This is a genomic window from Citrobacter sp. wls757 (assembly GCF_005280935.1).
Classification (GTDB): Bacteria; Pseudomonadota; Gammaproteobacteria; order Enterobacterales; family Enterobacteriaceae; genus Citrobacter; species Citrobacter portucalensis.
Map to the genome: position 1 here is coordinate 12,290 of NZ_SZWU01000020.1, position 14,998 is coordinate 27,287.

13 protein-coding genes are annotated in these 14,998 nt (G+C 52.5%); 7 read left to right on the forward strand and 6 right to left on the reverse strand.

Annotation, left to right across the window (positions count from 1 at the left end; genetic code table 11):
- Positions 1 to 27: 27 nt before the first annotated feature.
- Genes ssuB through ssuE form a run of 5 tightly spaced genes read right to left on the reverse strand, consistent with a single transcriptional unit; the run spans position 28 to position 4,278 of the window.
- Positions 28 to 795 (reverse strand): aliphatic sulfonates ABC transporter ATP-binding protein, encoded by a 768-nt coding sequence (gene ssuB, locus FDW94_RS06070; protein ID WP_128316943.1) that lies wholly within the window; start codon positions 793 to 795, stop codon positions 28 to 30.
- Complete coding sequence (ssuC, locus tag FDW94_RS06075; protein WP_048235702.1) at positions 792 to 1,583, reverse strand: aliphatic sulfonate ABC transporter permease SsuC; 792 nt, start codon at positions 1,581 to 1,583, stop codon at positions 792 to 794. Before ssuC ends, ssuB begins: the two co-directional genes overlap by 4 nt.
- Before the next feature lie 10 nt (positions 1,584 to 1,593).
- Positions 1,594 to 2,739, reverse strand: coding sequence for an FMNH2-dependent alkanesulfonate monooxygenase (gene ssuD / locus FDW94_RS06080; protein WP_048214511.1), 1,146 nt, complete (start codon positions 2,737 to 2,739; stop codon positions 1,594 to 1,596).
- Positions 2,736 to 3,710 (reverse strand): sulfonate ABC transporter substrate-binding protein, encoded by a 975-nt coding sequence (locus FDW94_RS06085; protein WP_048235698.1) that lies wholly within the window; start codon positions 3,708 to 3,710, stop codon positions 2,736 to 2,738. Before FDW94_RS06085 ends, ssuD begins: the two co-directional genes overlap by 4 nt.
- Positions 3,703 to 4,278 (reverse strand): NADPH-dependent FMN reductase, encoded by a 576-nt coding sequence (ssuE, locus tag FDW94_RS06090; protein WP_137377295.1) that lies wholly within the window; start codon positions 4,276 to 4,278, stop codon positions 3,703 to 3,705. Before ssuE ends, FDW94_RS06085 begins: the two co-directional genes overlap by 8 nt.
- A 243-nt stretch (positions 4,279 to 4,521) precedes the next feature.
- Between ssuE and pyrD the strand changes: the two genes are divergently transcribed.
- Positions 4,522 to 5,532 carry a quinone-dependent dihydroorotate dehydrogenase gene (gene pyrD / locus FDW94_RS06100; RefSeq protein ID WP_003831973.1) on the forward strand — a complete coding sequence of 337 codons (1,011 nt, stop codon included), beginning with the start codon at positions 4,522 to 4,524 and terminating at the stop codon, positions 5,530 to 5,532.
- 165 nt (positions 5,533 to 5,697) lie between these two features.
- Positions 5,698 to 6,240 carry a cell division protein ZapC gene (gene zapC, locus FDW94_RS06105; RefSeq protein WP_003035852.1) on the forward strand — a complete coding sequence of 181 codons (543 nt, stop codon included), beginning with the start codon at positions 5,698 to 5,700 and terminating at the stop codon, positions 6,238 to 6,240.
- Here the strand turns inward: zapC and FDW94_RS06110 are convergent.
- A complete protein-coding gene (locus tag FDW94_RS06110; RefSeq protein WP_137377296.1) occupies positions 6,237 to 7,343 on the reverse strand; it encodes a YcbX family protein in 1,107 nt (368 codons plus the stop codon). The two genes, zapC and FDW94_RS06110, sit on opposite strands and share 4 nt — an antisense overlap.
- Positions 7,344 to 7,441: 98 nt before the next feature.
- Between FDW94_RS06110 and rlmKL the strand changes: the two genes are divergently transcribed.
- The 5 genes from rlmKL to pqiC are packed head-to-tail and all read left to right on the forward strand — an operon-like array spanning position 7,442 to position 14,944.
- On the forward strand, positions 7,442 to 9,550 hold the full coding sequence (gene rlmKL, locus FDW94_RS06115) for a bifunctional 23S rRNA (guanine(2069)-N(7))-methyltransferase RlmK/23S rRNA (guanine(2445)-N(2))-methyltransferase RlmL (protein ID WP_003831977.1): 2,109 nt from the start codon (positions 7,442 to 7,444) through the stop codon (positions 9,548 to 9,550).
- Between the two features lie 12 nt (positions 9,551 to 9,562).
- Positions 9,563 to 11,470 carry an ABC transporter ATP-binding protein gene (locus FDW94_RS06120; protein ID WP_137377297.1) on the forward strand — a complete coding sequence of 636 codons (1,908 nt, stop codon included), beginning with the start codon at positions 9,563 to 9,565 and terminating at the stop codon, positions 11,468 to 11,470.
- 15 nt (positions 11,471 to 11,485) lie between these two features.
- Positions 11,486 to 12,739, forward strand: a complete 1,254-nt coding sequence (gene pqiA, locus FDW94_RS06125; protein ID WP_137377298.1) for a membrane integrity-associated transporter subunit PqiA — start codon at positions 11,486 to 11,488, stop codon at positions 12,737 to 12,739.
- Positions 12,740 to 12,743: 4 nt separating this feature from the next.
- Positions 12,744 to 14,384 (forward strand): intermembrane transport protein PqiB, encoded by a 1,641-nt coding sequence (gene pqiB / locus FDW94_RS06130; RefSeq protein WP_137377299.1) that lies wholly within the window; start codon positions 12,744 to 12,746, stop codon positions 14,382 to 14,384.
- On the forward strand, positions 14,381 to 14,944 hold the full coding sequence (pqiC, locus tag FDW94_RS06135) for a membrane integrity-associated transporter subunit PqiC (RefSeq protein ID WP_048214507.1): 564 nt from the start codon (positions 14,381 to 14,383) through the stop codon (positions 14,942 to 14,944). Before pqiB ends, pqiC begins: the two co-directional genes overlap by 4 nt.
- Positions 14,945 to 14,998 lie beyond the last annotated feature (54 nt).

The window sequence follows — 14,998 nt, forward strand, 5'->3', positions numbered from 1 at the left end:
CGCTACCGGGCCTGGTTTTCTGAGCGGTTATCCATGTCGAAGAATCGGTTGTTCCGTCTCGCCGCGTTTCATAACCCGGTTCAACACTTCCGCTTCCAGATCGGCTAACCGTACCGATCCCAAACGGCGGGGGCGCTGAATATCCACCGTCAGATCCAACCCGATTTTTCCGTCCTCAATCAGCAACACGCGATCGGCCATTGCCACCGCTTCACTGACGTCATGAGTGACCAGCAGTACGGTAAAGCCGTGCTCTTGCCATAAAGAGACGATCAGATCCTGCATTTCAAGGCGGGTTAGGGCATCCAGAGCGCCGAGGGGTTCATCCAGCAGCAGCAAACCGGGGCGATGAATTAATGCCCGTGCCAGGGCTACACGCTGTTTTTGTCCACCGGACAGCGCAGCCGGCCATTCGTGAGCACGACTCTCCAGCCCAACGGCGGCCAGCGCATCTCGGGCCGCATCGCGCCACTGACCTTTCAGACCCAGGCCCACATTATCGATAACCGTCTTCCATGGCAGCAGACGCGCATCCTGGAACATCATACGTGTATCATCCTGAATTTCCGCCAGTGGGGTGGTTCCGGCAAGTAATGCGCCTGAGGTGGGCGATTCCAGCCCTGCCAGCAGACGCAGCAATGTACTTTTACCACCGCCGCTGCGGCCAACCACGGCAACAAACTGTCCGGCCGGAATATGCAAATCTAATTGATTGAGCACTGTATTGGCGGCGTATTGTTTTGTCACGGCGCTCAGCAACAGCGGTATACCCTGGTTCAGGCGAGCGGTATTCATACGGTAGCCTCCTTTACATGGTAAGCCGGATGCCAGCGTAGCCAGACTCGCTCCAGCAGTTGGGCGCTGACGTCGGCAAGTTTGCCGAGCAGGGCGTAGAGAATAATGGCCACTACGACCACATCGGTTTGCAGAAATTCGCGGGCGTTCATCGCCAGGTAACCAATACCTGCATTGGCAGAAATAGTTTCCGCCACAATCAGCGTCAGCCACATCAGCCCGAGAGCAAAACGCACGCCGACCATAATCGAGGGCAGGGCGCCGGGGAGGATCACATGAACAAACAGTGAAAAGCCGGATAATCCATAGCTGCGCGCCATTTCTACCAGCCCACGATCGATACTACGGATCCCATGCCAGGTGTTGATGTAAATTGGGAACAGCGTGCCCAACGCCACGAGAAAGATCTTGGCGGATTCATCAATGCCGAACCACAAAATCACCAGCGGGATCAGCGCCAGATGCGGTACGTTACGCAGCATCTGCACCGAGGTATCCAGCAGGCGTTCTCCCCAACGCGAAAGACCGCTGATAAGTCCCAGTGTCAGGCCAATCGATCCACCGATGGAGAATCCGATCAGCGCGCGCCAGGAACTGATGGCCAGATGCTGCCAAAGCTCGCCGCTGGCGGAAAGCGTCCAGAAAGCTTCGATAACACCTTCCGGAGAGGGCAGAATGCGAGTGGACAGCCAGCCCATTGAAGATGCGAGCTGCCAGAGCGCCACCAAACCTACCGGTAAAAACCAGGGCGCGAGGCGTAATAACCATCTGTTTTTCGGCGTTGCCATTAGCCGCTCCTTAACTTTGCGCGACTTTGCGCGGGATAAATTCGTTTGCCACCGCTTCACCTTGTTGTTGCAGGTATTGCGGCTGCGGAATTTCCGGTATAGCAACATCCAGATGCGGGAACAGCAGCTCGCCAACCTTGTATGCCTCTTCCAGATGTGGGTATCCGGACAACACAAAGCTGTCGATTCCCAGCGCGGCATACTCGTTGATACGCGCCGCGACAGTCGGACCATCTCCGACCAGCGCGGTACCCGCGCCACCGCGTACCAGTCCAACGCCTGCCCACAGGTTCGGACTAATTTCCAGTTTGTCGCGTTTACCATTGTGCAGTGCAGCCATTCGCTGCTGACCAACCGAATCCGTTCTTGAGAAGGCGGCCTGGGCTTTGGCAATGGTGTCGTCATCAAGGTGGGCTATCAGACGATCCGCTGCCTGCCACGCCTCGTGGGTTGTCTCCCTTACGATCACATGCAGACGAATACCAAAGCGGATCTTGCGCCCGAGCGCCGCTGCTTTGGCCCGCACCTGTTCAATCTTCGCTTTCACCTGTTCCGGCGGCTCGCCCCAGGTCAGATAAAGATCAACCTGCTCGGCAGCAAGGTCTTGTGCAACATCAGACGAGCCGCCGAAATAAAGTGGTGGCCGGGGTTGTTGTACGGGAGGGAATAGCAGCTTCGCGCCGCGGACATGAATATGTTTGCCGTTGAAATCCACCGTTTCACCTTGCAGCAAGCGCCGCCAGACCTGAGTAAATTCAGCAGAGGCTTCATATCGTTCTGTGTGATCGAGGAACACGCCGTCGCCTGCCAGCTCCTGCGGATCGCTGCCGGTCACCAGGTTAAATAACGCCCGGCCATTTGAGAGTCTGTCGAGCGTCGCAGCCTGACGTGCGGCAACCGTTGGCGAGGTGACGCTTGGGCGCAGCGCGACCAGAAACTTTAATCTCTGGGTGACCGGGATCATCGAAGCGGCGACCAGCCAGGCATCTTCGCAAGAGCGACCGGTTGGGATCAGGACGCCGGTAAATCCAAGACGATCGGCCGTTTGCGCGATTTGTTGCAGATAACTGTGATCGACCGGGCGCGAACCTTCTTCCGTTCCAAGATAATGACCGTCACCGTGGGTGGGTAAAAACCAGAACATATTCAGACTCATAATTTTTCTCCTGCCTGCTGAGTGGGTTGCCAGATACGCTGGCGAATATCGATTTTTTTCGGCACCAAACGGTTGTCATAAAACAGATCGGCGGTTTGTTGTTGCAGGGCAGCAACAGAGGCGTTGACTGGCACAATGGTGGTTGGCGGACGGTGATCCAGATAAGACGCAATCACCGGTTCAGGCAGCCCCATGGTTTTGGCCAGCAGGGTAATGCTTTGCTGGCGCTGACTGAGCGTTAACGCATCGGCCTGGCTAAAGGTATCCAGTACGCCAAGTACAAAAGCGCCGTTTTTCTCGGCATAAGGACGGGCGGCGAGATAAAACGAACCGGTTTGCTTGAGGTCTGAGCCGTCTTTCAGTACGCGTACATCACCTTGCAGTAACGCGGCGGAATAATAGGGATCCCAGATAGCCCACGCATCCACGTTTCCTTGCTGAAAGGCCGCTCGCGCATCGGCGGGAGTCAGATACGTCGGTTGAATATCGGTAAATTTCAGTCCGGCCTGTTGCAGCGCCCGGAGCAGTAAATTGTGGGCGCTGGAGCCTTTCTGGAAGGCGACTTTATGTCCTTTAAGCTGCGCGACGCTCTGGATCGGGCTATTTTTTGGCACCAGAATCACTTCGGCTTTCGGTTTGGGCGGCTCGACGCCCACGTAAACCAGATCGGCCCCGGCTGCCTGGGCGAAGATCGGCGGAATGTCACCGGTACTGCCGAGATCGATACTGCCGATATTGAGTGCTTCCAGCATTTGCGGTCCAGCCGGGAATTCGACCCACGAGATTTTAGTCTGCGGATAGCGTTTCTCGAGTAGCTGATGGCTTTTGGCCAGCACCATACTGACGCTTCCTTTCTGGTAACCAATACGCAGGGCATCGGGGGCCGATTCTGCGGCATGCCCCAGCGTTGACAGCGACAACAACCCGGTGAGTGCCAGCCATGACGTGTGACGCCTGAGAAAATCAAGCATGAGTGGCACCTCGCAGGGTGTTCAGTTGAGGAAGTTGGACATCGCGACGATGCAACGCCAGCCAGAAGGTATCGAGCGCACTGTCCAGACGCTGCTGAAGGTTGGGCGTAAACTGAGGTTTATGTTGATAATCAATTACCTGTGAATCATCAGCAAACACACCGTGCAGGATCTCCTGGGCCTTTAATGCGCTCAGTACCGGTTTCAGCGCGTAATCGACGGCAAGTAAATGCGCCACGCTGCCGCCGGTCGCCAACGGCAAAACCACTTTCCCTTCCAGCGCCCGCTCGGGGAGTAGATCGAGCAGGGTTTTCAGGGCGCCAGAGTAAGCGGCTTTATAGACTGGTGTTGCGACAATCAGCCCGTCTGCATCCTGCAATTGTTCGATAAATGTGTTCAGCGCCGGACTGTCGAAACGAGCATAGATCAGGTCTTCCGGGGCAAAATTGTGCAGGTTCCAGTGAAAGATTTCGACATCCTGACCGTGAAGTTTTTCTCGGGCATATTCCAGTAACGCACTGGATCGAGAGGGAAAGCGAGGGCTCCCCGCCAGAGTGATGACGCGCATAATTTCATTCTCCCCTTATAACTAATTGTTTGCTTTTGGTTAACATTGATAACAATTTGAGCAGTCTGGCAGAGAGATTTTGTTTATCGAAATGATTTATACGGCATAGAAAAGTTGGAAATTGAATAAAAAGGCAGAGGCGAGGAAAACGATTGCTATTTATTGCCGCAGGTCAATTCCCTTTTTGCTCGCGATCGCACATAATACGCCCCCGGTTTGCACACCGGGAATCCAGGAGAGTTCATGTACTACCCCTTCGTTCGTAAAGCCCTTTTTCAGCTCGATCCAGAGCGCGCTCATGAATTGACATTCCAGCAATTACGTCGCATTACCGGCACACCGCTTGAAGCGCTTGTACGCCAGAAAGTACCGGCAAAACCGGTTACCTGTATGGGGTTGACGTTTAAAAATCCGCTCGGGCTTGCTGCCGGACTGGATAAAGACGGGGAGTGCATTGATGCGCTCGGCGCGATGGGATTTGGTTCCATTGAGATTGGTACCGTGACGCCACGCCCTCAGCCGGGTAACGATAAACCACGTCTGTTCCGTCTGGTCGATGCAGAAGGTTTGATCAACCGCATGGGGTTTAATAACCACGGGGTTGATAACCTGGTTGAGAACGTTAAAAAATCGCATTTCGACGGTATTCTGGGGATTAATATTGGTAAGAACAAAGATACCCCAGTAGAGAACGGCAAAGATGACTATCTGATTTGTATGGAAAAAGTCTATGCTTATGCTGGTTATATCGCGATTAATATCTCTTCGCCGAATACGCCGGGATTACGTACGCTACAATACGGCGAGGCGCTGGACGATCTCCTGACGGCAATTAAAAATAAGCAAAACGATCTGCAAGCGATCCACCATAAATATGTTCCGGTGGCGGTAAAGATCGCGCCGGATCTTTCTGTGGAAGAACTGATCCAGGTCGCCGATAGTTTAGTTCGTCATAATATTGATGGCGTAATTGCGACTAACACCACCCTCGATCGTTCTCTTGTTCAGGGAATGAAAAATTGCGATCAAATGGGGGGCCTGAGCGGTCGACCGTTGCAATTAAAAAGTACAGAAATTATTCGCCAGTTGTCTCAGGAATTAAAAGGTCAGTTGCCGATTATTGGTGTTGGTGGTATCGACTCGGTGATTGCTGCACGTGAGAAAATAGCTGCTGGTGCAACCCTCGTACAGATTTATTCGGGCTTTATTTTTAAAGGTCCGCCGTTGATAAAAGAAATCGTCAGCAATATCTGAATGCTACCTTAATCACAAACCAGGGCTTTATTTCTAGCCCTGGTTGTTTTATATTCCTTTACTGTTGCTTATTTAAACATTCTGAGCTTTTATTATTAGGGCAATAAACGAAGCGGCAAAAGGATACTGTCGTAACGGTGATGATTAAGGAAAGGAGAGAAACTGATGCGAATTAAACCCGACGATAACTGGCGCTGGTATTATGATGAAGAGCACGATCGTATGATGCTCGATTTAGCCAATGGCATGTTATTCCGTTCGCGTTTTGCTCGTAAAATGCTCACTCCTGATGCATTTTCTCCGTCAGGTTTTTGTGTTGATGACGCCGCGCTTTATTTTTCCTTTGAAGAAAAATGTCGCTACCTGGATTTAGCCAAAGAACAAAAAGCGGAACTGGTGCTTAATGCGCTGGTGGCGATTCGTTATCTCAAACCGCAAATGCCAAAAAGCTGGCACTTTGTCGCACACGGTATTAACTGGTCGCCGGTCGTGGGTGACGCAGCCTGTGTTGATTTAAGCGATACCGATGAACAGGTAAACCTGTTAGTGGTTGAGCCGGGTGAAAACGCCGCGCTTTGCCTGCTTGCGCAACCTGGCGTGGTTATCGCCGGGCGTACGATGCAGCTTGGCGATGCGATTAAAATAATGAATGACAGACTGAAACCGCAGGCCGTTGTTGACAGTTTCAGCCTTGAGCAGGCGGTTTAGCTCTCCAGCCTGATTGCCGTTTTGGGAACACAGCTACAGCACAGAATCGTTCCGTCGTCCCCCATCGCTGATTTCTTCAACGGGCTAACTTCGCCTTCAACCAGTCGAATTCGACAGCATCCGCAAATGCCTGCCCGGCATGAATAGGGAACCCGGATACCCTGGTTTTCCAACTGCTCAAGCAATACCTGCTGATTATTTCCGCGAAAGGTCTGTCCCTGCCAGTCAATAAGCACCGTGGCATCAGGTTGTTGTTCGGGTGTAGTTTCGTCTGATTCAGCCGCGCCGTACGCTCTGGCGGGGCCGGTTGCCAAAATTTCTACCTCATCGCCGACGCGAATAACGCCACTGTTACGCGCGATAAGATTCTGACCGAAATCGACATCGCCGTTATCTACCGCAGTACGGAAGGTTTGCAATGTGGCAAGCGGTTCACCGGATGGATGTTTCTGGCCTTTTTCCGGGCTAACTGTCGTGAAAATACAGCGGCTACAGGGTTTTGCTACATCAAAAATGACGTCGCCAATACGAATCACTTTCCAGGTATCTTCTTCCCAGGCACCAGCTCCCGAAACCACTATATTGGGGCGAAACTGTTCCATTTTGACGCTTGCCGGACAGCGCTGTTGCAGATCGCGCAGGGATGCTTCGTTGGCCAGCAGATAAGGATAACCATCAGCGAAGGATAAAGGAACATCAACATGGCGTTTTACACGGCGCGTCAACTGCGGGCCGACCCAGCGTAACTGCACTTCACGGGAGAAAAAGCCGCTAAGCCACTGGTTGATAGCCGCTGGCGCAATACGCGCGGTAAAATGGTTTCCCCATACTTCTGTTGGCGCATCCTGGGGAGCGAAGTCGGCAAATCGCACGAACGCGCTGCTGCCATCTGGAGCTGTAAGATGCAGTCCATCGTGGAATGGGGAAGGCGTAAAACGGACCATTTGTGGGAACTGACGGGCGGTTATGAACGTTCCGTCAGGTTCAGTGATCATAAATATGCGATCAAAGGCGAGACCGCTAATATCTGCCAGGGCATGCGTAAGCCCAATGCCGCGCATTGATTTAACCGGATGAATAAAAAGTCGGGTTAACGTGACCACTGTACAGCCCCTCGAATGAAAATAAGCCTTCAACTTTATGACATACAGCCCATATTAGCTATAATGCGCAGCAATTTTCTTGGAGTAAAAGTGACATTATGAATTCTCTGTTTGCCAGTACGGCCCGCGGGCTGGAAGAGCTGTTAAAAACTGAACTGGAAAACCTCGGCGCGCTGGAGTGTCAGGTCGTTCAGGGTGGGGTCCATTTTAAGGGCGACACGCGGCTTGTTTACCAGAGCCTGATGTGGAGCCGCCTGGCCTCGCGCATTATCCTGCCGATGGGAGAGTGCAAGGTCTACAGCGATCTTGATCTGTACCTCGGCGTTCAGGCAATCGACTGGACAGAGATATTTAACCCTGGTGCTACGTTTGCCGTCCATTTTAGCGGACTGAACGAGACCATTCGTAACAGCCAGTACGGCGCGCTGAAGGTCAAGGATGCGATTGTCGATGCCTTTACCCGCAAAAATATGCCGCGTCCGAATGTGGATCGTGAATCTCCGGATCTGCGCATCAACGTCTGGTTGAACAAAGATACTGCCAGCATTGCGCTCGATCTGAGCGGTGACGGTTTGCATCAGCGTGGCTATCGCGATCGCGCGGGTCAGGCACCGATTAAAGAGACGCTGGCCGCGGCAATTGTTATGCGTTCTGGCTGGCAGCCGGGAACCCCGTTACTCGATCCGATGTGTGGTTCCGGCACGCTGCTGATTGAAGCGGCAATGTGGGCGACCGATCGCGCGCCGGGTCTGCACCGTGGATACTGGGGCTTCAGCGGTTGGGCGCAACACGACGAAGCTGTCTGGCAAGAAGTTAAAGCCGAAGCGCAGGTGCGTGCGCGTAAGGGACTGGCTGACTATACCTCGCATTTTTATGGATCCGATAGCGATGCGCGCGTGATTGAAAAAGCGCGTAGTAATGCTCGCCGCGCCGGTATCGCCGATCTGATGACGTTTGACGTGAAAGATGTCGCCAAACTGAGCAATCCGCTGCCGAAAGGACCGTATGGGACAGTTATCAGTAACCCGCCTTACGGCGAACGTCTGGATAGCGAACCGGCGCTGATTGCCCTGCACAGCCTGCTGGGCCGTACGATGAAAAACCAGTTTGGCGGCTGGAATTTGTCGCTGTTCAGCGCCTCGCCGGATCTGCTCAGCAGCCTGCAATTACGTGCCGACAAGCAGTTCAAAGCGAAAAATGGTCCGCTGGATTGTGTGCAGAAGAATTATCACGTTGCAGAGACCACTGCGGACAGCAAGCCTGCCACGGTAGCGGAAGATTATGCCAACCGCCTGCGCAAGAATATTAAGAAGCTGGAAAAATGGGCGCGTCAGGAAGGCATTGAATGCTATCGCCTGTATGACGCTGACCTGCCGGAATACAACGTTGCAGTAGATCGTTACGGTGATTGGGTCGTGGTTCAGGAATACGCACCGCCGAAGACGGTTGATGCGCAAAAAGCACGTCAACGCCTGTTCGACATCATTGCCGCCACGCTGTCAGTACTGGAAATCGCGCCAAACAAACTGGTGCTGAAAACCCGTGAGCGTCAGAAAGGCAAGAATCAGTATCAGAAAATGAATGAGAAGGGTGAATTCATTGAGGTAAGCGAGTACAACGCGCGCCTGTGGGTGAACCTGACTGACTACCTTGATACGGGTTTATTCCTCGATCACCGTATTGCGCGCCGCATGCTGGGGCAGATGAGTAAAGGTAAGGACTTCCTCAACCTGTTTTCCTACACCGGTAGCGCCAGCGTACATGCAGGATTGGGCGGTGCGCGTAGCACCACGACGGTCGATATGTCGCGTACCTATCTGGAATGGGCGGAACGTAACCTGCGCCTGAACGGATTGAGCGGTCGCGCTCACCGTTTAATTCAGGCCGATTGCCTGGGCTGGCTGCGTGATGCGAATGAACAGTTTGATCTGATTTTCATCGATCCGCCGACGTTCTCTAACTCAAAACGTATGGAAGATTCGTTTGATGTGCAGCGCGATCATCTGGCGCTGATGAAAGATCTGAAACGTCTGCTGCGTAAAGACGGCACGATCATGTTCTCCAACAACAAACGTGGGTTCCGTATGGATCTCGACGGTTTGGCTGAACTGGGATTGAAAGCACAAGAAATTACCCAAAAAACGCTTTCCCAGGATTTTGCCCGTAACCGTCAGATCCACAATTGCTGGCTGATTACCGCAGCCTGAAAGGATAAATAAATGTCATTGATCAGTATGCATGGTGCATGGCTGTCGTTCAGCGATGCGCCGCTTCTTGATAATGCAGAACTGCATATCGAAGATAACGAACGCGTCTGTCTGGTTGGCCGTAACGGCGCAGGTAAATCGACGCTGATGAAGATCCTGAACCGTGAGCAGGGGCTTGACGACGGGCGTATCATTTATGAGCAGGATCTGGTTGTGGCGCGTCTGCAACAGGATCCGCCGCGTAATGTTGAAGGCAGCGTGTATGATTTCGTTGCTGAGGGTATCGAAGAGCAGGCCGAGTATCTCAAACGTTATCACGATATTTCGCGTCTGGTGATGACTGATCCGAGCGACAGAAATCTGAATGAGATGGCGCGGGTTCAGGAAATGCTCGATCATCACAATCTGTGGCAGCTCGAAAGCCGTATTAATGAAGTGCTGGAGCAATTGGGGCTGGATCCAAACGCCGCACTTTCTTCGCTTTCAGGCGGTTGGCTGCGTAAAGCGGCGCTGGGCCGCGCGTTAGTGAGCAATCCGCGTGTACTGCTGCTGGATGAACCAACAAACCACCTGGATATTGAAACCATCGACTGGCTGGAAGGGTTCCTGAAATCCTTCAATGGGACAATCATCTTCATTTCCCATGACCGTTCATTTATACGAAATATGGCGACGCGTATCGTCGACCTCGATCGTGGCAAGCTGGTGACTTATCCGGGGAATTACGATCAGTATCTGCTGGAAAAAGAAGAAGCGCTGCGCGTAGAAGAGTTACAAAATGCAGAGTTTGACCGCAAGCTGGCGCAGGAAGAGGTCTGGATCCGTCAGGGGATCAAAGCGCGCCGTACCCGTAATGAAGGCCGCGTGCGCGCACTGAAAGCCATGCGTCGCGAGCGTGGCGAACGTCGCGAAGTGATGGGCACGGCGAAGATGCAGGTCGAAGAGGCGAGCCGTTCAGGCAAGATTGTTTTTGAAATGGAGAACGTGGATTACCAGGTTGATGGAAAGCAGCTGGTAAAAGATTTCTCCGCACAGGTACAGCGCAGCGACAAAATTGCGCTAATCGGACCGAACGGCTGCGGCAAAACAACGCTGCTGAAGCTGATGTTAGGCCAGCTTCAGGCTGACAGTGGACGCATTCACGTCGGCACCAAGCTGGAAGTGGCCTATTTCGATCAGCACCGCGCCGAACTGGATCCCGATAAAACCGTGATGGACAACCTGGCTGAAGGTAAGCAAGAGGTGATGGTTAACGGTAAACCTCGCCATGTGCTGGGTTATCTGCAGGACTTCCTGTTCCATCCAAAACGCGCGATGACGCCAGTGCGAGCGCTCTCTGGTGGGGAACGAAATCGCCTGCTGTTGGCGCGTCTTTTTCTGAAACCCAGCAATCTTTTGATTCTTGATGAACCAACGAACGATCTTGACGTCGAAACGCTGGAACTGCTTGAAGAACTAATTGATATCTATCAGGGGACTGTACTGCTGGTAAGCCACGACCGTCAGTTTGTGGATAATACTGTAACTGAATGCTGGATCTTCGAGGGCGGTGGTAAAATTGGTCGTTATGTCGGCGGTTATCATGACGCGCGCAGCCAGCAATCTCAGTATGTGGCGTTTAAACAACCGGTCGCGAAAAAAACAGAGGAAGCTGTTGCTCCTAAAGCAGAAATTGTCAAACGTGGCACGAGCAAACTAAGCTATAAACTGCAGCGCGAACTCGAGCAACTCCCCGCGCAGCTTGAAGAACTGGAAGCTAAACTGGAAAGGCTACAAGCGCAGGTTGCTGACGCCGCTTTTTTCAGTCAGCCACATGAGCAAACACAGCAGGTATTAGCTAATCTGAACGAAGCGGAACAAGAACTTGAGCAAGCCTTTGAGCGCTGGGAGTATCTTGAGTCTTTGAAGAACGGCGCATAATTTAAAGGAGCACATATGTGCGAACATCACCATGCCGCGAAGCATATTTTGTGCTCGCAGTGTGACATGCTGGTGGCGTTACCTCGCCTTGAGCATGGTCAAAAAGCGGCATGTCCACGATGTGGCACTACGTTAACGGTTGAGTGGGACGCGCCGCGGCAGCGTCCTACCGCCTATGTATTAGCAGCATTATTCATGCTGCTTCTGTCAAACCTCTTCCCCTTTGTGAATATGAACGTTGCAGGGGTGAGCAGCGAAGTGACGTTGCTGGAGATCCCCAGCGTTCTCTTTTCTGAAGACTACGCCAGTCTCGGCACCTTCTTTTTATTATTCGTGCAGTTGGTCCCCGCGTTTTGCCTGCTGACTATCCTGCTTCTGGTGAATCGGGTGCAGATGCCCGCCAGACTTAAGGCGGGTCTTGCACGCGTCCTGTTCCAGTTAAAAAGCTGGGGGATGGCGGAAATCTTCCTTGCCGGCGTGCTGGTCAGCTTCGTTAAGCTTATGGCTTACGGCGATATCGGCGTGGGCAGCAGCTTTATTCCGTGGTGCTTCTTTTGCGTTTTGCAACTGCGCGCATTCCAGTGCGTTGACCGTCGCTGGCTGTGGGATGATATTGCGCCAATGCCAGTGATTAAGCAGGAGTTAAAACCTGGCGTGCCCGGCATTCGACAGGGACTGCGTTCCTGCTCTTGCTGCACCGCGATTCTTCCTGCTGATGAACGGGTGTGTCCGCGCTGCCAGACGAAAGGCTATGTGCGGCGTAAAAACAGTCTGCAATGGACGTTGGCATTACTGTTCACGTCGATCATGCTTTATCTTCCTGCCAATATTTTGCCGATTATGATTACCGATCTGCTCGGGTCAAAGCTGCCATCAACGATAATTGAGGGGGTGGTTTTAATCTGGAGCGAAGGCTCTTACCCGGTGGCTGCGGTTATTTTTATCGCCAGTATTATGGTGCCGACGTTGAAAATGATCGCCATTGCCTGGCTATGCTGGGATGCCAAAGGGCACGGCAAACGCGACAGCGAACGTATGCACCTGATTTATGAAGTTGTGGAATTTGTCGGTCGCTGGTCAATGATCGACGTCTTTGTGATTGCGGTACTCTCTGCGCTGGTGCGCATGGGAGGGTTAATGAACATTTATCCTGCAATGGGTGCTTTGATGTTTGCTTTAGTCGTCATTATGACAATGTTTTCTGCGATGACATTTGATCCGCGTCTGTCGTGGGACCGTGAACCAGAACCAGGCCATGAGGAGTCCTGACAGCATGGAATCTAAAAGTGGGGAAGCCAAAGTGCAAAAGGTAAAAAACTGGTCGCCCGTGTGGATATTCCCTATCGTCACTGCACTCATTGGCGCGTGGGTTCTGTTTTATCACTACAGTCATCAGGGGCCGGAAGTCACGCTGATTACCACCAATGCCGAAGGTATTGAAGGGGGCAAAACGACGATTAAAAGCCGCAGCGTGGATGTCGGTATCGTCGAGAGCGCAACCCTGACTGATGATTTGACCCATGTGGAGATTAAAGCGCGTCTTAACTCCGGAATGGAAAAGTTGCTGCATAAAGATTCTGTCTTTTGGGTGGTGAAGCCGCAGGTTGGACGTGAAGGTATCAGTGGGCTCGGCACGCTATTGTCCGGGGCTTATATTGAACTGCAGCCTGGCAATAAAGGCAGTAAGCTGGAAAATTACCAACTGCTGGATTCACCGCCGCTGGCCCCGCCAGATGCAAAAGGGATCCGTGTGATTCTGGACAGCAAAAAAGCCGGTCAGTTGAGCCCAGGCGATCCGGTGCTTTTCCGCGGCTATCGTGTGGGCTCGGTTGAAACCAGCACGTTTGATGCGCAAAAGCGTACGATCAGCTATCAGCTTTTCATCAATGCGCCTAACGATCGTCTGGTGACCAGCAATGTACGTTTCTGGAAAGACAGCGGGATCGCCGTAGATCTTACCTCAGCAGGTATGCGCGTAGAAATGGGATCGCTCTCCACGCTGTTTGGCGGTGGTGTAAGTTTTGATGTGCCCGAAGGACTGGAACAAGGTCAACCGGTTGAGCAGCAGGCCTCATTTAACCTCTATGACGATCAAAAAAGTATTCAGGATTCCCTGTATACCGATCATATTGATTACCTGATGTTCTTTAAAGATTCGATTCGTGGCCTACAGCCTGGTGCACCGCTGGAATTCCGTGGCATCCGCTTGGGTACGGTGAGTAAAGTACCTTTCTTCTCACCGAATATGCGTCAGGTATTTAACAATGATTACCGCATTCCGGTGCTGGTGCGTATTGAACCTGAACGTCTGAAGGCGCAGCTGGGAGAAGATACCGATGTTGGCGCTCATCTGGCGGAATTGCTTAAACGCGGATTACGGGCATCGCTGAAAACCGGGAACCTGGTGACCGGCGCGCTGTATGTCGATCTCGACTTCTACCCGAAAGAGCCGCCGATTACCGGTGTACGCGAATTCAATGGTTATCAAATTATTCCGACCGTGAGCGGTGGTCTGGCGCAGATCCAACAGCGTCTGATGGAAGCGTTGGATAAGATTAACAATCTGCCGCTGAACCCGATGATTGAGCAGGCAACCAATACGCTGTCGGAAAGCCAACGCACGATGAAACATCTGCAAACCACGCTGGATAACATGAACAAGATCACGTCCAGCCAGTCGATGCAGGATCTGCCGGCGGATATGCAGAACACGCTACGTGAACTGAATCGTAGTATGCAGGGCTTCCAGCCTGGTTCCGCGGCCTACAACAAGATGGTGGCGGATATGCAGCGTCTTGATCAGGTACTGCGTGAACTGCAACCGGTACTGAAAACGTTGAACGATAAGAGTAATGCGCTGGTATTTGAAGCGAAGGACAAAAAAGATCCAGAGCCGAAGAGGGCGAAACAATGAAAAAGTGGCTAGTGGTGATGATGGCGGTCTGGCTGACGTCATGCAGCTCCAGCGGAGAAAATAAAAGCTATTACCAGCTCCCTATCGCACAAGGCGGTGTGCAGAGCTCCGCCAATCAGGGAAACCGTCTGCTGTGGGTTGAACAGATTGCGGTACCTGATTATCTGGCCGGTAATGGGGTGGTTTACCAGACCAGCGATGTGCAATATGTGATAGCCAATAATAATCTCTGGGCCAGCCCATTAGATCAGCAATTGCGCAATACACTGGTTGCGAACCTCAGTATGCAGTTGCCTGGCTGGGTTGTCGCTTCACAGCCGCTGGGAAGCACTCAGGATACGCTGAACGTGACCGTAACCGGCTTCCACGGTCGGTACGATGGTAAGGTTATTGTGAGCGGTGAATGGTTGCTGAATCATCAGGGACAACTGATCAAACGCCCGTTCCACATCGAAGTTGTGCAGACGAAAGACGGCTACGATGAGATGGTGAAGGTTCTTGCCAACGCCTGGAGTCAGGAAGCAACGGCCATTGCTCAAGAGCTGAAACGCATCCCTTAAGCTTAAATAATTGTAAATTATGCCGCCCCTGGTTCATTGCCCGGGGCGGTTTTT